Raw genomic sequence first — 19,851 nt, 5'->3', positions numbered from 1 at the left:
GTGGCCAACGATACGCGCGAAGCGTCGGCGGCGCCGGTGATCGCCGTCAGGGGTGCCAGCGAGCACAACCTGAAGCAGGTCGACGTCGACATCCCGCGGCATTGCCTCGCGGTGGTGACCGGCGTGTCCGGCTCCGGCAAGTCCTCGCTCGCCTTCGACACGATCTGCGCCGAGGGTCGGAGGCGCTACCTCGAGACCTTCTCGTCCTACGCCCGGCAGTTTCTGGGCAAGCTGTCACGGCCCTCGGTGCGACACATCGACGGGCTCTCGCCCGCCGTGGCGGTCGATCAGTCCACTGTGGTACGCAACCCGCGCTCCACGGTCGGCACGATGACCGAACTGTACGACCTGCTGAGACTTCTGTGGGCGAGGCTCGGCACATCTCCGCTGGGGGCCGGTGTCCCGAAGATTGAGCGGCAGTTGTTCTCGTTCAACTCCCCGTACGGCGCCTGCCCCGTGTGCAAGGGACTTGGCGTCGAAGATCGGCTCGACCCGGACCTGCTCGTCGCCGATCCCGCAAAGACCGTTCGTGGGGGCGCGCTGCGGATCACCACGCCGACCGGCTACTTGATCTACTCGCAGGTTACCATTGATGTCCTCGACCAGGTGTGCCGCGCGCACGGGTTCACCGTCGATCTGCCGTGGAACGCGCTCACACCCGGGCAACGCGACATCATCCTGAACGGCTCGGATCGGATCCGCATCCCGTACGGCAAGCACCCGCTCGCCTCGCGCATGAAGTGGACGGGGATCACCGCGAAGCCTCGCGAGGAAGGGATCTACAAGGGCATCCTGCCCGTGATGGAACAGATCCTCAGGCAGAAGCGCAATGACAACATTCTGCGTTTCGTGCGGTCGCTCCCCTGCCGGGCCTGCGGCGGCACGCGACTCCGCCCCGAGGCGCTCGCCGTGACGGTTCGCGGCATGACCATCGCGGGAGCCGCCGCGCTCTCCATCGACGGGGTTCGTACGTGGTTCGAGCAGGACGGTGGCATGGAACTTGGGGCCAGGCCCCAATTCGACGCGATCAAGAAACAGGTAGCGGACCGATGCGCGGTACTCCAGCGCCTGGGCCTCGGTTACCTCACAATTGATCGCGAATCGACCACGCTCTCGAGCGGCGAGGCGCACCGGATTCGGCTCGCCAGGGCCGCGGGCATCGGCCTGCGCGGCGTGCTCTATGTGCTTGACGAGCCGTCGGTGGGCCTCCACCACCGCGACACCGGGCGGGTGCTCGACCTGCTTCGGACCATTCGTGACGAAGGCAATACGGTGCTCGTCGTCGAACACGACGACCAGGTGGTGCGGCAGGCCGATTGGATCGTTGATGTCGGCCCTGGAGCCGGTGCGGAGGGAGGCGAGATCCTCTTCAGCGGCCCGCTCGATCGCTTCCTGGCAAGCGACGGCATGGGCGGCGCCCGCCTGCCGGACAGCCGCACGCGCGCCTTCCTCACGGGACATGAGCGTATTGCGATACCGGAGCGCAGGCGCACGGGCCGGGGCGAGCTGACCGTGCGCGGGCTGTCGAAGCACAACCTCGACCACGTCTCCGCCATCTTCCTGCTCGGCGCGTTCAACGTCGTCACCGGCGTCTCGGGAGCGGGCAAGTCTACGCTCATCGATGAAACGCGCCGACTGCTGTCCGGACAACGTGGCGGCGACGCCACCGTCGAGACGCCCGAACCCATCGACAAGATCATCGACATCGATCAGGCGCCGATCGGGCGCACGCCGCGATCGAACCCAGCCACCTACACGGGCCTGTTCGATCGCGTGCGCGACCTGTTCGCCTCGCAGCCGGCGGCCGTCGAACGCGGCTTCGAGAAGGGGCGGTTTTCGTTCAACGTGAAGGGGGGCCGCTGCGACACCTGCGAGGGCGCGGGCGTGACCGAGGTCGGGATGCAGTTTCTCGGGTCGGTGGCCGTCACGTGCGAGCGTTGCGGCGGACGGCGGTTCAACGATGAGACGCTCGACATCAGGTACCTGGGCAGGAACATCCACGACGTCCTCGAGATGCCGGTCGCGGAGGCGTGCGGATTCTTTGCGGACCAACCGCTGATCGCGCGTGCGCTCGACACGATGCGGATGCTCGGCCTCGGGTACTTGCCGATTGGCCACCCGGCCACGCAACTGTCCGGCGGCGAGGCCCAGCGCGTGAAACTTGCCTCGGAGCTTTCGCGCCCCGGCACGGGACGCACACTGTACGTACTCGATGAGCCGACCACCGGGTTGCATGCAGCCGACGTGGCGCTGCTGCTGAAGGCTATCGATGGCCTGGTCAGCAGAGGCAACACGGTGATTGCGATCGAGCACCATCTCGATGTGATCAAGGTGGCGGATCACGTGGTCGATCTCGGGCCGGAGAGCGGCTCGCACGGCGGGCGGGTGGTGGCGACGGGCACGCCGGAGCAGATTGCCGGGACGCCCGGGTCGTTTACGGGTGAGGCGCTCCGGGAGGCGCTTCGCGGCGGGACCCCGGGTCTGACCGCTGAGCCCGAGCGCGGTCGAAGCAATGATGGAGAGCGTCGCGGGTCGCCCGAGCCCATCCGCTTCGCCAACGTCTGCACGCACAACCTGCGTCATCTCGACGTCGAGATCCCCGCCAACCGGATCACCGTCATCACAGGCGTGTCGGGCAGCGGCAAGTCGTCGCTGGCCTTCGACACGATCTTTGCCGAGGGCCAGCAGCGCTTCGCTGACAGTTTCTCCACGTACGCGCGCCGGTTCGTGCAGCGCGCGAACGATGCGGACTTCGACAGCGTGTCCGGCCTGACGCCGACTATTGCCATCAGCCAGCAAGCGCCGTCCCGGAACCCACGTTCGACCGTCGGCACACTGACCGAGATTCACGATCACTACCGGTTGATCTATTCGCGGGCCGGAGTGCGGCACTGTCCGGGGTGCCATACCCGGTTGAACGGCGGAACATGCGGATCCTGCGGTTACACCGGCACGCAGACGCTGACATCCGCCATGTTCTCGCCCAACTCCGAAGCAGGCGCCTGTCCCGCATGTCACGGCCTCGGCCAGCGTATCGCAACCGACCCCGCCAGGCTCATCACGGACGAGACGCGGAGCCTTGCCGGCGGCGCCATGAGCGGCCACAAGCCGGGGCGCTTCTATGGCGATCCCCACGGTCAGCACATGGCCATCCTGGCCTCGGTTGGTGCCGCGCTTGGCATCGACTACTCCGCGCCCTGGGGCGCACTCGAGTCCCAGGGCCGCGAGGTGGCGCTTGGCGGCACCGGCGACCGCGAATTCGATGTCGAGTGGAAATACAAGCGTGGCGCGCGGGAAGGCTCGCATCACTTCCGCACCACCTGGCCAGGTCTGCTTGAGCTGGTGCGCCAGGAATACGAGCGTAAACACGGCGATCGGCGTGGCGAGGCGATCGAGCCGCTCATGATGCCAGCGCCGTGCACCGCGTGCCACGGAGGCCGGTTGAAGCCGGAAGCCCTCGCGGTGCGCTTTGCCGGCGTGAACATCCACGAATTGCTGATCAAGACCGTGGATGACACGCTCGCTTTCTTCCACGCCATCGATGCCGGCGCGGTAGAACTCGACAGCCGGACCCGACAACTCACTGCCGGTCTACGCGAGGACGTGCTGCAGCGTCTCGAGAGCCTGCGGGACGCGGGCCTGGGCTATCTTGCACTCAATCGCCCGGCCTCGACGCTCTCGGGTGGCGAAGCCCAGCGTGTCCGGCTCGCCGCCGAGTTGCGGTCCGGACTGACCGGCATCACCTATGTCCTCGATGAGCCCACGGTGGGCCTTCACCCCAGAGACACCAACCGGCTGCTCGCGCTGCTGCGCGCGCTCAGGGATGCGGGCAACACGGTCATCGTTGTCGAACACGATCTCGATGTCATCGCGGCAGCCGATCACGTCATCGAGATTGGGCCTGCCGCGGGCAAGGACGGCGGGACCATCGTCGCGCTGGGCACGCCGGCCGACATCACACGGCACCCGGCATCCCGAACGGGCGCGCACCTCCGGCGAACGGCGGCGGCGACGCGCGCCTCGACCTCGCCGTCCCGAGCGCTGCAGCCCGGCATCACGATTCGCGGAGCCCGTGCGCATAACCTGCGCGACCTCGACATCGAGATCCCGACCGGCGGTCTTGTCGCGATCACCGGCGTATCGGGCAGCGGCAAGTCGTCGCTGGTATTCGATGTGCTGGCGCCGTCGGTCGGCCGCGCGATCTCGGCGGGCCCGGACGACACGCCCGCTCCCGTGAACTGCGGGGCCCTCGTCATCCACTCCCCCGTCGCGCGAATGATCGATATTGAAAGCGCGAACGCCGTGTCGTCGCCGTGGAGTACGCCGGCGACCCATCTCGGAGTGTTCGATCCGATCCGCGCGGTGTTCGCGGACACCGACGAAGCCAGGACCCATGGACTTCGCAAAGCGGACTTCTCCACGTCGGGCAAGGGCGGACGTTGTGAGGCGTGCGAAGGCCTCGGCCAGGTACGCATCAGCATGGACTTTCTGCCAGACGTCTGGATGACGTGCGACGAGTGCAGCGGAAAGCGATACGGCGCACAGGTGCTCGCCTGCAGGATAGACGGCGTCTCGATCGCTGACGTCCTCGACATGACCATAGATGAGGCCCGCGTGTTTTTCTCCGGGCGCAGGACCATCGCGACACCGCTCGCTGCGCTTCACGACGTCGGCCTCGGCTACATCCGCCTGGGCCAGCCAACACGGACACTTTCCGGGGGTGAGGGTCAGCGTCTCGTGCTGGCCTCTGCGCTCATCGGACGGGCTGACCAGCCGACGCTCTATCTCTTCGATGAACCGACGAAGGGGTTACACGCCGATGATGTCGGACGCCTGCTTGAGGTTTTCGATGGTCTCGTCGCGGCTGGACACTCGCTCGTCGTCGTGGAGCACAATCTGGATGTGATCCGCCACGCCGACTGGGTGATCGACCTCGGCCCCGAAGGTGGCGCGGATGGCGGCCGCCTGGTGATCGCGGGCCCGCCCTTCGCCGTCGCGGCCTGTGCGTCGTCTCACACAGGACGGGCGTTGCGAACGGTGTCTTCGTGGGGTTGTCTACAGTAGTGGCACCTTCGAACCGAGACATGAAGAGTGCAGGGACCGGCGCGCTTCACACGGTGGATGAACGACCACCAACACAAAGACCGAAAGACCGGTCGCGTGTACCGCTACCACTCCAGAAGCGACGCCCATTCAATTGCGCTCTGCGACGAAATCCTCAAGGACCTGCTCGACAGCTCTCCAACCCTGCGCAAGCACGCGGCACTCGGAATCCTGTGCTACGAGATCAACTGCAGGTTCACGTGGCCGTCATCGGGCAAGACCAAGACGCTTGATCTTGCGATCGGGACCGCCAAAGATCCGCTTCCGCCGGCCGGTGGGGCGTTGATTCGTCAAGGGGCCATCGCGGATGTCTTGATTGCGTGTGAGGCCAAAACCGTGATGACAGAGCACGGCAAATCCAAGCCTCGTGTGTACGACGAGCTAAGCTCATCTCACGAAATCGTTCATCAGGGTCGCCCCGATGCCATCGCTGCTGGAATCACCGTGGTCAATATCGCCGGGACCTTCGTTTCTCCATTGCGCCAACAAGTAGGTCAGGGAATATTCGTCTCTGATCACAAGCAGCCTGAAGCTGCCGCTGGGATGCTCTTACACCTGAGGGGATTGCCGATCCGAGATGAGGTCGGCAAGGTCGGATTCGATGCCTACGCTTCCGTCGTGATCGAGTGCGATAACGTCACGACAGTCAAGCTCTGGACCGACCCGCCTGCGCCACAACCCGGCGACAAAGATCACTACGCCACATTCATCGCTCGGATATGCCGCTTCTACGACGAACGCTTCTCGACACTGCCGGCGCGCCGGTACTAGGGCGCGGCCCTGCAGGTCTCGCCGTCTCTTTCTGTTTCCTGCTTTGACCGGGATCATTTCTGGCGGACTCAGAGGCACTCGCTGGATGAAAACTGAAGCATGCGCGCGAGAAAAAGTTGCTCTGCGCTTCTGCGAGTCGGCTCTTCAGGAGCTTGAAATACTCCGTGTCCAACTCAACTGAAACGCTGTTTCGTCCAAATCTTGATGCCGCCAGCGTTGTCGAACCTGTGCCTCCAAATGGATCCAGGACCGTATCCCCGACGAAACTGAACATCCGAATGAGGCGTTCTGCGAGCTCGACTGGATAGGGGGCCGGGTGGTCCTTGGTTGACGCGCCTGTGAGTCCGGACCAGATCTGCTGGAACCACACGCGATGGTCTTCTGCCGAGATCACGCTCAGGATCCGTGCGGCGAGTGATGGCGTTCTGTATCCACCAGCCTTGCGTTGCATCAAGATGAATTCGATGTCGTTCTTGATGACGGCATTCGGCTCGTAGGGCTTGCCGAGGAACCCTCCCCCACCCTCGACTTCATAAGCTGCATTCGAGATCTTGTGCCAGATAATCGGCGCCAGATTGTCAAAACCAATCGCCCTACACTGTTCCTGGATGGAAGCGTGCAAGGGGACGACCATGTGGCGTCCGCCATTATTCTTGCGGGAGAGACAGACATCGCCAACGACGACGATGAGACGCCCACCAGGCACGAGTACTCGGAAACAGTGTCGCCAGACCTTGCCTAGTTCTACGAGAAACTCCTCGTAGTCTTCGACGTGGCCGAGTTGACCCTCGCTATCGCGGTATTCCTTGAGGGTCCAGTATGGTGGTGACGTGACGACGAGATGAACGCTCTCATCGGGCAAGAAGTCCAAGAACCGCGAATCGTGACAGTACAAAGCGTGGTGAGTGGGAATATCACGCAACCTAGCGTGGATCAGCCTGGTGAGTTTGGGATCTCGGGCTATCCTGGGAATACCGGTCTTGTCGTTCTCCAGCCGGCCGATCTCCGTCGGAAGAAACGCCTCGAGATCCTGGGCGATGTGAGACGACACGTCTTTGGGCGTCATGTTTGGCTCTGCCAATCCTAACATCGTCCGCAGGTGTGCGCACGGCACTCGATTCGCCTTAGAACACGCTCGCCACGTCATCCCGGCTTCCGCCGGAATCCAGACCGCGGCGGCGTCACCTGTGATAGCCTCTCTCGAACACTGGGGCTTCTGGTGTGCCAGGGCAAGTCCCCCCGCTTGCCGCGCCCCGGTTCTGCCTGCAGCACCCCGCTCTCTCATGCTCTGACGGCGCAGGGTTCTGCCCCCGATCTGAAGGAATCACATCAGGAGGACGCAGTGCGGATCACAGCAGGACGTGTCGGTCGAGCCTTAGTGCCCCGGTTCCGAAATACGGCGACGATAGTCCGGAGCGCGGCGCCCGGATCGCAAGGCGCGACGACCGAGAATATCGGGAATATTCGAGGAAGGAGCAACGCAGCGAGGCCGGGGCCCCCAACGCGGCACCCGCGTTGGGGTGGCAGGCGGGATGCCCCGCCCGGAATCCGTCGGCGGACTTCGGAATCGGGGCACTTAGCTCGCGCGGCAGCGCTGGCGGCCATCATCGGATGGCTGGCCGTGGCCCCGACCGGAGCGGCCGACACCACGAAGTACCACACCTATGCGGAACTCTCGGCGGCGCTGAAGGCGGCGGTCACGGCGCATCCGAATCTGGCCACGCTCGTGTCGATTGGCAAGTCGGCCGAAGGACGCGACATCTGGGCGATCGAGATCGCCAACGCGTCGGGCACGCCCGTCGACCAACGACCGGGGCTGCTCATCGCGGCCAACTTCGAAGGCGATCACGTGATCGGCAGCGAGCTGGCCGTCTACCTGGCCGACTACCTGCTCACGTCGTACGCCAGTGATGCCGCGGTCAAACAGCGACTCGACAACCACGTCTTCTACATCGTGCCGCGCGTCAATCCCGATGGCGCCGAGTTGATGTTCGCGCCGGTCAAGACCGGCCGCCGAACCAACGGCACGAAGTTCGACGCTGACAATGATGGCCGCATCGACGAGGACGGTCCTGAGGATCTCAACAAGGATGGTTTCATCACCGTGATGCGCGTGAAGGACCCGAAGGGTCCCTACATGATTCATCCCGACGATGCGCGGCTGATGAAACGCGCGGATCCGGCCAAGGGGGAAACCGGCGGGTACGCGATCTACTGGGAAGGCACCGACAAGGACCGTGACGGCTTCATTGCCGAAGACGGCCCTGGCGGCACCGACATCAATCGTAACTTCATGCACCAGTACCCGTACTTTCAGACCGACGCGGGCCGGTACATGGTGAGCGAATCCGAAACGCGCGCGATGCTCGACTACGTAATCAAGCACCGCAACATTGCGGCGATGCTCACCTTTGGCGAGAACGACAATCTGATCTCCACGCGCGCCGGGGCGGCCAACCCGATCAATCTGCTCGACTTCGCCGAGCGCAGCGTGGCGGATTCGCGTCGAGTCGGCATCTTCCCGGAGATCTCGGGCGGATTCGGGCGCGGCGGGCGCGGTGGCGGCGGCGGCATGTCCGCGGGCGGCGACGAGGGCGGGCCCGGCGGCCGTGGCGGACAACAGGCCGCAGCAGCGGGTCGAGGCGGCGGGCGCGGCGGCGCGGTGGCGGCCACGACGGTGAATCCTGCCGATGCCGAGTACATCAATGCCATCGTCAGCAAGTACCGCGAGTTCACCGGTCTGCGCAGTACGGGCTACACGCGCGCACCGGCCGGCGCCTTCTACGAATACGGCTACTACCAGTACGGCGTCCCGTCGTTTTCGACGCCGGGATGGGGATTGCCGGGAGCGGGTCGGCCGGCTGGCGCGGGAGCGCCGGGCGGTGACACGGGACGCGGGGGCACTCCGCCGGCTGGCATGACGGCCGGAGCGGGAGCAGGTGCCGGCCGCGGCCGCGGTGGTGCTGGCGGAGGCGGAGCGATGTCCGGCGGCGGCGGCAGCGAAGCCGACTTTGCCGAAGGGATCGACCTGCGTCTGCTCCAGTGGATGGACGGCGAGAAGATCGACGGGTTCGTCAAATGGACGCCCTTCAAACACCCGACGCTTGGTGAAGTGGAAATCGGAGGCTTCAAGCCGTACGCCACCACCAACCCGCCGGTCGCGAAGATCGCGGATCTTGGGGCGAGCCACGCGAAGTTCGTCCTCTATCTCACGTCGATCTTTCCGAAGGTGAAGATTGCGAAGGCCGAAGCCACCGCGCTTGGTGGCGGGATCTACCGTATCCGGGCCGACGTGGAGAACACGGGCTATCTGCCGACGGCGATGGCGCAGGGCGTCGTGGCCCGATCGGTCAAGCCCATCATGGTCCAGCTTGGCGTCCCCCCCGAATCGATCATCACGGGCAATGAGAAGACGAACCACCTCAACGCCCTGGCGGGATCGGGCACCCGCCAGTCCTACGAATGGGTCATCAAGGGCAAGCCGGCACAAGCCGTCACATTGAAAGTCGTGTCGCAGAAAAGCGGTACCGACACCGCCACCATCACCCTCCAGTAGACACCAGCCACTCTCAGGAGAAGAGACGTGAATACGCATGTGAAGCTCATCGCGACCGCTGGTCTGCTGGTAGCAGTGGCGGTCTGCACCTCATCAGGCGTCTCGGGTCAGGCCAAGCCGGCCCAGACGCCCAAACCCACGGCGGCCACCCAGGCGCCCAGGACGTGGGCGGACAACCCGACCTCCGAGCGCGCCTACAAGGTGAAGCTCGACTTCAACCGCTGGCATGACGTCGCGGAACTCCAGGCCGACCTGCAAACGCTTGAAAAGGCGTATCCAAAGTTTCTGAAGTACATCACGCTCGGCAAAAGCTACGACGGACGCGATCTGGCCGCCATGATCGTCAACAATCCCGACACCGGTCCGGACACGTCGAAGCCGGCGATGTACATCGAGGCCAACATCCACGGGAACGAGATCCAGGGCGGAGAGATCTGCATCTACACGATCTGGTACCTGATGGAGAACTACGGCAAGATCGACAAGATCACCAAGCTCGTCAATGAGCGGGTGTTCTACATCGTGCCGACCGTCAACCCGGACGGCCGCGACTACTTCATGCACGGCCCCGGCGGCAACGCGCGCTCAGGCCACAGGCCGGTCGACGATGACAACGATTATCAGTTCGATGAGGACGGCCCCGAGGATCTGAACGGGAACGGCGTCATCGAGCAGATCCGCAAGTACGTTCCTGGTGAGGGCACGCATAGGAAGAGCGCCACCGATCCGCGGATGATGGAGCCGGTGGGCCCGGGCGAAAAGGGCGACTACATCCTGCTCGGCCAGGAAGGCATCGACCACGACGGTGACGGCCGCGTGGGCGAAGATGGCCCCGGCAGCTACGATCCGAATCGCAATTTCCCGGCCGACTGGCAGCCGAACTACATTCAGAGCGGCGCGATGGACTACCCGTTCGAGCTGCCCGAAGCGAAAGCCGTGAACGATTTCCTGCTGGCCCATCCGAACGTGGCCGGGCTGCAGACCTACCATAACAACGGCGGCATGATTCTGCGCAGCCCCGGCGCCGAACAGACCGGTGAGTATCCGGCGTCGGATGTCCGCGCTTATGACGACATCGGGCGGATGGGTGAGCGTATGCTGCCCTTCTACCGCTACCTCGTGATCTGGAGCGGTCTCTACACCGTGCACGGCGGCACGACCGACTGGAGCAACGACACGCTGGGCATCCTCTCCTTCTCGAACGAGCTCTGGAACAACGGCCAGTACTTCACCAGCCCGGACCTGAAGGAACAGCAGAAGGATCCCAACAGCCCGATTGCCCCGCGCGTCGCCAACAATTTCTTCAACGACTATCTCGAGTTTGGCGACGAACTAATGGACTGGAAGGAGTTCAACCACCCACAGTTCGGCAAGGTCGAGATCGGCGGCGTCATGAAGAAGACGTTCGGCCGCGTGCCACCGCGATTCATGAACGAAGAGTTGTGCCACCGCAACATGGCGTTCACGCTCTACCAGGCGGAGGAATTGCCCCAGATGAAGATGGGCGACGCCAAGGTGGAGAAGCTCGCCGATGGCGTGTTCAAGGTGTGGCTCGATATTCAGAATGACGGCACTGCCCCGACCATCATGGCGAAGGCGGCGGCCAACAACGTGGTGCGCCCGGACCTGCTCACCGTTGATGGGAAAGGCGTCGAGGTTGTCTCCGCGAGCTGGCTACCGACGAAATGGCGGCCTGCGGTCGCGCAGATGATCGATCAGAAGGATCTGAAGCGGATTATCGTCCGCAGCGGCCACCCGGGCCGGACGACGAAGACCATCCAGTATTTCGTCAAGGGTACGGGCAGCCTCTCGGTGAAGTACGACAGCGTCAAGGGCGGCACGGTGCAGAAGACCATCGTGTTGCAGTAGGCGCCGAGGCAGTGCGGAATCGGGGCGGCGCGCCACGCGCGGCGCCGCCCTCGCCCATGGCTACGGCGTGCCAAGGTCGCAAGAACGGGTTAGGAAATCGGTCGTCGCGAGAGGAGTGGAGAAATGCGGTTTGTCTTGCGGGTACCAATCGCGGCGCTGGCCATTCTGGCAGCGAACGCGTGCGGGGGTGGTTCGTCCACACCAGCATCATTACCTGCCGGCGCACCGACTGCGTCTGCGGCGGCGCCCGCTGCATCTCAGGCCACGGCAGCAACGGGCGGACCGACCTCGCCAATGCTGCGATTGCTGCCTGAGAAGGCCGGCGAATGGACCAGAACCGCTGCGCCGCAGCGGTACGGACCAGACGACCTCTGGGAGTACATCGACGGTGGTGCGGACCAGTACTTGTCGTACGGCTTCCAGGAAGTCGTCGCGGCGAAGTACTCGAACGCGGCGGGCGCGACAGCAACGGTCGACATCTACCGGATGGATGAACCGGTTGGCGCGTTTGGGATCTACGCCCAGGAGATCAATCCAAAAGCCACGCCCGTTCGGGTTGGTGTGGAAGGACAGGCGGGCACCGATTCAATGCGGTTCTGGGTGGCCAATTACTACGTGAAGCTGGTCTCCACCCCACCGAACAAATCGTCGAAAGACGCGTCAGTGGCGCTCGGCGCGACGATCGCGGGCGGGCTTGGCGGCCCCGGCGCGTCACCGCCGCAACTCACGCTCTTTCCAACCCAAGGCCTCGTCGCCGGTTCCATTCGCTACGTCCCGACCAACATTCTTGGCCAGGCCGGATTCAGTAACGGCTTCGAGGCGAAGTATCAGGCTGGCGCGGAGCCGTCGACATTGGTCATCGTGCCGTTCAAGGATGCGGAGGGTGCGCGCGCCGCGCTCGGCAAGTACCAGGCGTTCCTTGGGCAAAGCGGCAAGCCGGTCACCTCAGCACAGACACCATGTGATGGCAGCTTGCTCGCCCGCGACCGGTTCTACGGCCTCATCATCGCCGCCCGGTCCGGAGCGTGGCTCGCCATCTCGCTTGGAAGTCAGGACGAGCGTGCGGCCCGTGTGCTATTGACGGACATCTGCGGCGGCCTCGCGCGATTCCCCCCCGTTCAGCCCCGAAAGGCAGGCTTGTGATGAGGCGTTTGAGCAGGCGCGATTTCTTCCGCGCGTCCACGGCGGTGGCCGCGGCCGCCGCTCTCCCGGTTGGCCACGAGGCAGCAGAGGCCCAACAGGTGAAGGGTCCCGCCGTTCGCCGATTCAGGACATTGGGCAAAACGGGATGGAAAGTCGGCGACATCTCCGCCGGGTCGGGCCAGCAGGATCCGGGCGTGATCAATCACGCCTTTGAGTGCGGCATCAATCTCATCGATACCGGAGCCCAGTATGGCGGACACGAGGAGATTGTCGGCAAGGCACTCCCGAAATGGCGCGACAAGGTCTTTGTCCTCGACAAGTGGGATCCGCCGCTGGTGACGGCGACGGTCACGAAAGGGGAACTGCTCGACGCCCTCGATGTCTCGCTCAAGAAGCTGAACACCACGTACATCGATTGCATGATGATCCACTCGATCGGCCATCCCCGCTATGGCGGCCTCGAGCGGATCCAGAATCCGGCGATCTACGAGGCGTGGGACGAGGCCAAACGGTTGAAGAAGATCAGGTTCACCGGGGCGTCCAGCCACGGTGTCCGCATGGTCGAGGAGATCGGATGGGGGCTCGACAACAACCGGTTCGACGTCATCCTGATCGGGGCCAACTTCCTGACGAAAGGGATTGAGCCGCTGCTCAAGAAGGCGCGTGCCAAGGGCGTCGGCACCATCGCGATGAAGACGATGACCGTCATTCAGTCGGGCCTGAACATTCGTGCGCTGCAGAATCAGCAGACCAACGCCCGCCAGGCCTGTCTCAAGTGGGTGCTGGCGTCGGATCTGTTCGATACGCTGGTGGTGCGGATGCCCACCTACGACCAGGTCACCGAGTACCTGGCGGTCTCCGGCACGACGTCGCTCCGTGCCCAGGACCAGAAGTACCTGGACATCGTCTCGGCGGCAGTCGGTTCGCGCTACTGCCGTCCCGGATGTGGGGCCTGCCACGACGCGTGTCCCCGGAGCGTCCCGGTGGCCGACATCCTCCGCTACAAGATGTACTTCGAGAACTACGGCGATCAGAAGTTCGCGATGCAGCGCTACGGCATGGTGCCGGCGGCGGCGCGGCCGTCCGCCTGCGCGGGGTGTTCGGCGCCCTGTGAGAAGGCTTGTCCGTACGGTCTTCGCGTACGTGATCGGCTGGCCGAGGCGGATCGCCAGTTGCGGTTTGCGTAGACATCTTCGAACGCCGAGATCGGCGGCGACCACCAGTCCGGGAGTTGTTATCCTTGGGAGCCAGTCATGATGAAACGGACGATCGTAACCTTGGCCGCGATGTTCGTGGCGACTGGCTTGGCAGCCCGCGGTGTAAGCCCGACAGCCTTAGCCGTTGCCCCGCAGACGACGCCAGGCGCTGCGGACATTCTTGCGAAGTCGGTGGCGGCGCACGGCGGCGACAAGCTCGTCAAGTGGCAGACGCTCACCATCAAGGGGACAGTGCGGATGCAGGACGGCATCACGTACAACGCCGCGTTTCTGCTGCGGGCCCAGGCACCGGGCCGAATCCGCGTCGACCAGGACATGACCGCCGATCGCGGGCGCCTGTTCTACGAGTACTTCCTGCACGACGGCGTGGCCTGGGTTCGGCGCAATCTCGTCGTGGCCGACTACGACGTCGCGCGGATGCAGCGCTGGATGGAACACTGTTCCGGCATCGCGTTCTACGCTCACCAGCCTGGGACGCCAGAGGTGAAGCCCGATGCCGACGTCACGTGGACGCCGGCAGGTGAGGCGGGTTCCACACCCGCTCCGGTGACACGGCGAGCGTTTGTCGTGGCCGTCACCATCGGCAAAGAGGTTCACGAACTCTACATCGACAAAGAGACGTCGCACTTCTTGAAAGAGACGACGCCTGCCGGCTCGCGCGTGTTCTCAGACTTCAAGACGTTTGGCGGTGTGGTGTGGCCCACGCGGATCCTGGAAATCACGAAAACCCGCCAGGGCGAGACCCAGACGCCGTTTGTCTACACGAGCGTCACCTACAACATGCCCATTGAAGCGTGGGTGTTCACCGAGGACAAACCAGCGGTCGCGAAACACTGAAATTTCCAGTTGCGGCGCTTCGGCCCGACGCCCGGCGGCCGCCGTGAGGTGTAGCCGCGTGGTGGGCCGCCGTGCTTCGACGTAAGTAAGTAGCACTATTATGCTACATTAGCTTCATGACCAAGGCCGTCACACTGCGTCAGGTCGGGGGCTCGGTCAGTGCCACCCTGCCGAAGGACATGGCCGACCGGCTGCATCTGGAGCCTGGCGATTCCGTCCTGGCAATCGAGACCGACCGAGGCGTGTTGCTCACGCCGTACGACCCAGCCACCGAACGGGCTCTCGAGGCCGCGGCCCGAGTCGCAAAGAAGTACCGCAACGTTCTCCGGCAGTTGGCCAAGTAGACCATGGTATCGCGCCCGACCGAGCCCACGTGGCTGACGCGCGTGGTCGTCGATGCTATCCATACCGACCAGATGCGCGAACACGGCGGTCTTCTCGGACTTCGCGACGAAAACGGTCTTGAGTCGGCTCTGGCTCGCCCTCACCACAAGTGGCTCTACAAGCCAACGACCGATCTGGCGGCGCTCGGTGCCGCCTACGCATTCGGCCTCGCCCGAAACCACCCGTACAACGACGGGAACAAACGCGTCGCGCTCGTGGCCATGCTGACGTTCTTGGTGATCAACGGTCAAGACATTGACGCCGACGAGGATGATGTTCTGACCACCATGCTCGATCTTGCTGCCGGCCGACTCACGGAGCCGGAGGTTGCCGCCTGGCTTCGCCCCCGAATAGTCCCGATGAAGTAGCAGCCTTCGAGCGGACAGCCGAACGTTGCGCGTCACCCGCAGGCCACGGAGCACCTCGGCGCACCGAGTTGGGCACAGCACCGAATGCGGAGCGGACCGTCGGGTGCACGTGCGGGTTCGGCGTCAGACCCCGCCTCATTGAAATACGTGATCTGCGGGCGTCGGGAAGAATATGTTCTGGACGACAACGCCCACAATGAACAGTACCGCTGCTGCCCCAATGACCACCCCAACGCGCCTCCACGGGCGCCCGGCAACCAGAACCCAAGACATAACGCCGCCCGCAATGGTCGATTCCAGTAGGATCGATGCCGGCCACACCACCAGAGCGGAAGGCGGCATGTGAAAGGCCGAGTAGGTCCCCAGTACAGAACCGAGCCCGGACACAAGCCCGGCGATCGCGCCGAATCGCAGACCGCGCGACAGATTCAGGCGGTCGCCATAGAGTCGTCTCAGCAACCACGCCAACACGGCGCAGTAGATCGCAAACGACGCGTACCCAAATGGGATCCGGCGAAACAGCTCAGAGGGTGGTAACCAGTAGCTCTCCGTCGCCCGCCACCACTGAGCCAAGAACACCGCGTGTACCAGGAAATCAAACACCAAGTACGCGGACCATCCCGCTACTGAAGCGGGTAGCAACCTCGCTCGCGCCCCTCCCCACGCATCTTGGCTGTTCATACAAGCACTGCCTTCATTGCCGCCCAACGGCCTGGCGCTCAGCCGCGGCGTCCGCTCACGGCGAATCTACCTACCCTCTCCGAGCCCCGCGGCCACCGTCGGGTGCAGCCGCTTGTTGGGCCGCTCTTTTCGGTTGCTACCCCAGCGCCAGAATCGTCGCCTCGTCCTGTGCGCCAAAGGCCTCGATATCCGTTCGATGCTCGCGAAACAGACGCGCAACGTCTTCCGTTGTGCAGTTGCCAAGGCGTAACCACACCACCAGAGGTGGAGCCCCGCGAAGCACGCTGAGACGATGGAAGTCGTCGTCCTTCGTGACCAGGACGCATCCCTGCTCGCGCGCGAGTTCCCAGACCACAGTGTCCGACGCGCCCCCGGCACCCAATTGTCTGACGTGCACCGATTCGGGAAAGATGTCCTGCAGCTGGCGGCAGAGTTGCTCGGAGAGTTGTTCGTCGAACAGCAGGTGCATGACGTCAGGCCGCAGGAATCCCGAGGGTTCGACGTTCCCGCTCGGCCGCGTAGGCCAAGCACGCCCGAATGTCTTCCTGCGTTAACTGCGGGAACTCGGATAGGAGTTGGTCCTCCGTCATACCCCCGGCCAGGTACCCGAGAACGTCACCCACCGTGATCCGGGTCCCTCGCACGCAGGGCTTCCCGAACCTGACGGCGGGATTCACGCTGATGCGATCAAGGAGGTTCATGGCTAGAGTCTACGGCACCCCGAGCGGCTGAGGAAGATGAATTCTGGACGGCCCAACGTTCGCGCTGAGCCGCGAGCGGCTCATGATTCCACCGGCCGTCGTCGGCTGCAAGCCGTGTTAGCTGGTCCGTTGATTCAGAGCAACTTTTTGAACTGTTCGATTGTCAGGCCGGCGTCTCGAACAATGCCGCCCATCGTGTATTCGTTGACTGGATTATTGCGAGGTATCGTGATGATTCGAGTGCCGTCAGTCATCACGATGTGTTTGCCCTGAGTGGCAATCGTGAAACCGCTTTTCTCGAAAGCTCGAACCGCTCGAAGATGATTGACACCGGGTAGCTTTGGCACGACCGTCTACACCGCTACTTCCACTTCCCGAATCTTGGAGTGTCTTGATATTATTACGACCGCTTCAAGGTACTCCCGAATGGCGGATTGGATGTTCTCGAGTGCCTCTCGCTCGGTCTTGCCCTGCGACCAGCAACCCGGAAGGCCGGGACACGAAACGCTGTAGCCTTCCTTTGATTTCCTCAGTGCGACTTTGTATTTCATGGCGCCACCATTCTGACTCAGCCTTCGCCGTTACGCCAGTCCAGCTAACGCCCCAGATCAGCGGAGAGGCCACGGCGCCATTCTGCTACAGCAGGGCCTCGTCCGCTGCATCTGGTTGTTCGGCGACACCGGGCCTCGTTCCATGGGGCAGTGGTGCCTAGATCCACTCCACCTCGCGCGTCCGCTCGCCACCAGTCGTGCCAGTATTCACCGTCGACTTCGGCTCAAGCAGAAGGACGTGTACCTCGTCGTCTGCAACAGGACGATGATCCGTCTGGTGGGGGACGATGATGAACTCCCCAGGCTCGACGAGAACCTCTCGGTCTCGGAACTGCATGCGCAGTGTGCCGCTGAGAGTCAGGAATAGCTCGTCCTCCACCTCGTGCGAGTGCCAGACGAACTCGCCCTTGAGCTTGACCAGCTTGACCTGGAAGTTGTTGACCACTCCGACGGCCTTGGGACTCCAGAAGTCGCCGAACAGGCTCAGCTTCTCCGCCAGGTTCACCTTGTCCATCGCACAGCCACCGCTCCAGATCGCCCCTTCATGTTCGCCGAACGGCCGCGCTTCAGCGGCGGCGCCTCATGATCATGCCTGGCGCCGTCCGCTGCAAGCGCTTGTTCGGCGGTTCTTTGGACCGAGAGGTTCACGGGAGCAGTGCCAGAGCCCGAGTGAACCGTGGGCCGATTCGGATCGCGCCGAAATCGCGCCGATCCGTCGTCAACACCCGATAGATCTGCCGCCGCTCAGCAACAGCCGCCACGGTGCCGTCAACCAGCCCCATGCGGAGGTCCTTGAACTTCGCATCGAACTCAAGCGCTCGAACGATGTCGGACGCCAGGGGGAGTTCGTACTCGTAACGCGTCCGCCCGTCGAATACCTCCGCGACCAGCTTCCGCATGGCGGCCCGGTCCTCTCGCAGAAAGTAATCCACTTCCGCCAGGACGAGCCCCGGGACGATGACGAGGCTCGCGGAGGTCAACACGGTTTCGTAGTCTGGGAAGCTCGGACCGCCCTCGCTGTTGCGGGCCAGCGCCCGAAGCAGCCCGCCGGTGTCAGTGATGATGGGCGCCGTCAATCTTCCAAACCTCGGAACAACTCGGACTCATCCCCCAGCTTCGTGTCCGTGCATTCAAACAGACGCGTCGACGGAGGACGCCGGCCTGGGTAGTAGCGCGCAGCCACCACGCGGAGGCCCTTCCGGACGAGCTCAGATGCAGAGAGCCCTGCGGCCCGCGCACGCTTCAAGGCGCGTACATCCTCCTCGCCAAGACGAATCGTTGTCGATGTCAATTGTGCCATACACTCACCATACAACAGTCAAGTCGGGAAGGCAACGGCGCGCGGACGGCATCGCTGTGCCAGGTTGGTACCAAAGGATCGGGTCCCAGTCGGAGTCGTGTCCGCCGAACGCCAGTTTTCAGCCGCGGCGGCCCATGATCGCACTGGCCGCCGTCGGCTGCAGCCGCGTGTTGGGCAGCTCGATCCAGGCCCGAGGCAGCCAGATTCTGCACCGAACTGCATGACGCCATTGAGCCCTTGCGCAGCGATTCGGAAGGGCCCGAACTTCACGTGCGCGTGAGAACCGAGCCGACGACCGCCACGATCGAAATCAACACGAAAGCAAGGACGAGGTAGTGTTTCTCGCGGGATCGCGTTGGCGGCAAGAAGTTACTGGCGATCCCCGCACAACCGGCAATGAAAATGAGCCAGGTGGGCAACGAGATTCTCACGCCCAGTGAGGCTGCGATGATTGCTCCTATCACGCAACCAGCGTGGCACGCGACAGGCCACATGGGGAGACTGGGCGTCTAGCGAGCGGTCGACGTGGACGGCGTCGTCATCAGTTCCCCGTTCTTGTTGCTGTGACCCTAGCGTTCTGCCACTCGCGTATGCGGTGATGCCGACCGAGGCACCGCCGCAACTACCCCGCACGCAAGCGCGGAGCCGAACGCGGTGAGAAACCCGAACGCCAAGAGGCCAATCGTCGGGTTGCTGAAGCGAATTACCCCGAGTACAGCGACCGCCCCTCCGAATACTAGGCCGGCGGCCGCTCCAACCGTCAGTCCCGCCCGCAAGGAAGCCGACCTCCGCTGCGCCTGCCGGCGACTTAGGTCGAAGCGAACCGCCACGCTGAGCAGGACGACCAGCACGACAAGAGTCAGCGCATCGGGGAAGGTCGACACCACGTTTGCCGACTGATTACCTCGCCAACACATCAGCGCGACGACGATGCCAACCACCGACCCGAGCCCGATCTGTTGCCCCATATGTTCCTCGATTCCGTCTGCCCAACGTTTCGCGCTCACCCGCGGCCGCACAGCGGCAGGAGCGGCGGCCGACGGGCGCAGCGCGTTGTTCGGCGGCTTCCTCCGCATTCAGACCCAGTTCGCCGTCTTGAGCCCCGCGACTCGCTGGAAGTGCTTGGCGTTGTTGGTGACTAAGGTCAGGCCGAGCGACAACGCATGGGCCGCGATGAGCGTGTCAAACGTGCCGATAGGCTCACCGCGCCTCGCCAGGGCATTGGCGACCGGTCCGAACCGGTCAGCGGCCGCCCGATCGAACGGCAGCACCGCGACCGACAGCACGAACGTGTCGATGAGGCCGTGCAGTTTGCGCGACCCTTTCGCGTCCGCACCGAAGCGCAACTCCGCCAACGTGATCGAACTGAT

General features: G+C 63.8%; 19 protein-coding genes. 9 read left to right on the top strand and 10 right to left on the bottom strand.

Annotated features, from left to right (window positions below; translation table 11 throughout):
- Both uvrA and NT151_03755 read left to right on the top strand, forming a co-directional pair.
- Complete coding sequence (gene uvrA / locus NT151_03760; protein ID MCX6538039.1) at positions 1–5,064, top strand: excinuclease ABC subunit UvrA; 5,064 nt, start codon at positions 1–3, stop codon at positions 5,062–5,064.
- Between the two features lie 96 nt (positions 5,065–5,160).
- On the top strand, positions 5,161–5,874 hold the full coding sequence (locus NT151_03755; GenBank protein MCX6538038.1) for a hypothetical protein: 714 nt from the start codon (positions 5,161–5,163) through the stop codon (positions 5,872–5,874).
- Here the strand turns inward: NT151_03755 and NT151_03750 are convergent.
- Positions 5,810–6,940: a DNA methyltransferase gene (locus NT151_03750; protein MCX6538037.1), complete on the bottom strand. Its 1,131-nt coding sequence runs from the start codon at positions 6,938–6,940 to the stop codon at positions 5,810–5,812. The two genes, NT151_03755 and NT151_03750, sit on opposite strands and share 65 nt — an antisense overlap.
- Before the next feature lie 555 nt (positions 6,941–7,495).
- On the opposite strand from NT151_03750, the gene NT151_03745 reads away from it, so the two are divergent.
- The 7 genes from NT151_03745 (at position 7,496) to NT151_03715 (ending at position 15,248) form a co-directional block, all read left to right on the top strand.
- Entirely contained in the window at positions 7,496–9,430 is a 1,935-nt protein-coding gene (locus NT151_03745; protein ID MCX6538036.1) for a M14 family metallopeptidase, read from the top strand.
- Positions 9,431–9,457: 27 nt separating this feature from the next.
- Positions 9,458–11,299, top strand: a complete 1,842-nt coding sequence (locus NT151_03740) for a M14 family metallopeptidase (GenBank protein ID MCX6538035.1) — start codon at positions 9,458–9,460, stop codon at positions 11,297–11,299.
- Positions 11,300–11,593: 294 nt separating this feature from the next.
- A complete protein-coding gene (locus tag NT151_03735; protein MCX6538034.1) occupies positions 11,594–12,442 on the top strand; it encodes a hypothetical protein in 849 nt (282 codons plus the stop codon).
- Positions 12,443–12,450: 8 nt separating this feature from the next.
- On the top strand, positions 12,451–13,629 hold the full coding sequence (locus tag NT151_03730; GenBank protein MCX6538033.1) for an aldo/keto reductase: 1,179 nt from the start codon (positions 12,451–12,453) through the stop codon (positions 13,627–13,629).
- Between the two features lie 66 nt (positions 13,630–13,695).
- Positions 13,696–14,496: a hypothetical protein gene (locus NT151_03725; protein ID MCX6538032.1), complete on the top strand. Its 801-nt coding sequence runs from the start codon at positions 13,696–13,698 to the stop codon at positions 14,494–14,496.
- 116 nt (positions 14,497–14,612) lie between these two features.
- Positions 14,613–14,840, top strand: a complete 228-nt coding sequence (locus NT151_03720; protein ID MCX6538031.1) for an AbrB/MazE/SpoVT family DNA-binding domain-containing protein — start codon at positions 14,613–14,615, stop codon at positions 14,838–14,840.
- A gap of 3 nt (positions 14,841–14,843) precedes the next feature.
- Positions 14,844–15,248, top strand: coding sequence for a type II toxin-antitoxin system death-on-curing family toxin (locus NT151_03715; protein MCX6538030.1), 405 nt, complete (start codon positions 14,844–14,846; stop codon positions 15,246–15,248).
- Positions 15,249–15,383: 135 nt separating this feature from the next.
- Here NT151_03715 and NT151_03710 read toward each other — a convergent pair whose 3' ends face one another.
- From NT151_03710 to NT151_03670, 9 genes are all read right to left on the bottom strand, one after another.
- Positions 15,384–15,851: a hypothetical protein gene (locus tag NT151_03710; GenBank protein MCX6538029.1), complete on the bottom strand. Its 468-nt coding sequence runs from the start codon at positions 15,849–15,851 to the stop codon at positions 15,384–15,386.
- A gap of 214 nt (positions 15,852–16,065) precedes the next feature.
- A complete protein-coding gene (locus NT151_03705; GenBank protein ID MCX6538028.1) occupies positions 16,066–16,398 on the bottom strand; it encodes a DUF5615 family PIN-like protein in 333 nt (110 codons plus the stop codon).
- A gap of 4 nt (positions 16,399–16,402) precedes the next feature.
- Positions 16,403–16,630, bottom strand: a complete 228-nt coding sequence (locus NT151_03700) for a DUF433 domain-containing protein (protein ID MCX6538027.1) — start codon at positions 16,628–16,630, stop codon at positions 16,403–16,405.
- Positions 16,631–16,764: 134 nt separating this feature from the next.
- Complete coding sequence (locus NT151_03695) at positions 16,765–16,977, bottom strand: type II toxin-antitoxin system HicA family toxin (GenBank protein MCX6538026.1); 213 nt, start codon at positions 16,975–16,977, stop codon at positions 16,765–16,767.
- Positions 16,978–16,983: 6 nt separating this feature from the next.
- Entirely contained in the window at positions 16,984–17,181 is a 198-nt protein-coding gene (locus NT151_03690) for a type II toxin-antitoxin system HicB family antitoxin (GenBank protein MCX6538025.1), read from the bottom strand.
- A gap of 157 nt (positions 17,182–17,338) precedes the next feature.
- Positions 17,339–17,695, bottom strand: a complete 357-nt coding sequence (locus tag NT151_03685; GenBank protein MCX6538024.1) for a cupin domain-containing protein — start codon at positions 17,693–17,695, stop codon at positions 17,339–17,341.
- Between the two features lie 130 nt (positions 17,696–17,825).
- Complete coding sequence (locus NT151_03680; protein MCX6538023.1) at positions 17,826–18,257, bottom strand: hypothetical protein; 432 nt, start codon at positions 18,255–18,257, stop codon at positions 17,826–17,828.
- Between the two features lie 793 nt (positions 18,258–19,050).
- A complete protein-coding gene (locus tag NT151_03675; GenBank protein ID MCX6538022.1) occupies positions 19,051–19,449 on the bottom strand; it encodes a hypothetical protein in 399 nt (132 codons plus the stop codon).
- A 108-nt stretch (positions 19,450–19,557) separates the two neighbouring features.
- Positions 19,558–19,851 (bottom strand): type II toxin-antitoxin system VapC family toxin (locus NT151_03670; protein MCX6538021.1); only part of this gene is annotated, 294 nt, incomplete at its 5' end.

Source organism: Acidobacteriota bacterium, assembly GCA_026393675.1.
GTDB lineage: Bacteria > Acidobacteriota > Vicinamibacteria > Vicinamibacterales > JAKQTR01 > JBAXOX01.
Note: the sequence above shows the minus strand (reverse complement) of the source record. Positions and strands in the feature narration are given on the sequence as shown.

What these genes read in the sequence shown, in the direction of transcription:
- NT151_03750 (MCX6538037.1), bottom strand. Translation starts at nt 6,940, where the DNA reads ATGACGCCCAAAGACGTGTCGTCTCACATCGCCCAGGATCTCGAGGCG.
- NT151_03735 (MCX6538034.1), top strand. Translation starts at nt 11,594, where the DNA reads ATGCTGCGATTGCTGCCTGAGAAGGCCGGCGAATGGACCAGAACCGCT.
- NT151_03725 (MCX6538032.1), top strand. Translation starts at nt 13,696, where the DNA reads ATGATGAAACGGACGATCGTAACCTTGGCCGCGATGTTCGTGGCGACT.
- NT151_03720 (MCX6538031.1), top strand. Translation starts at nt 14,613, where the DNA reads ATGACCAAGGCCGTCACACTGCGTCAGGTCGGGGGCTCGGTCAGTGCC.
- NT151_03715 (MCX6538030.1), top strand. Translation starts at nt 14,844, where the DNA reads ATGGTATCGCGCCCGACCGAGCCCACGTGGCTGACGCGCGTGGTCGTC.
- NT151_03705 (MCX6538028.1), bottom strand. Translation starts at nt 16,398, where the DNA reads ATGCACCTGCTGTTCGACGAACAACTCTCCGAGCAACTCTGCCGCCAG.
- NT151_03700 (MCX6538027.1), bottom strand. Translation starts at nt 16,630, where the DNA reads ATGAACCTCCTTGATCGCATCAGCGTGAATCCCGCCGTCAGGTTCGGG.
- NT151_03690 (MCX6538025.1), bottom strand. Translation starts at nt 17,181, where the DNA reads ATGAAATACAAAGTCGCACTGAGGAAATCAAAGGAAGGCTACAGCGTT.
- NT151_03685 (MCX6538024.1), bottom strand. Translation starts at nt 17,695, where the DNA reads ATGGACAAGGTGAACCTGGCGGAGAAGCTGAGCCTGTTCGGCGACTTC.
- NT151_03675 (MCX6538022.1), bottom strand. Translation starts at nt 19,449, where the DNA reads ATGGGGCAACAGATCGGGCTCGGGTCGGTGGTTGGCATCGTCGTCGCG.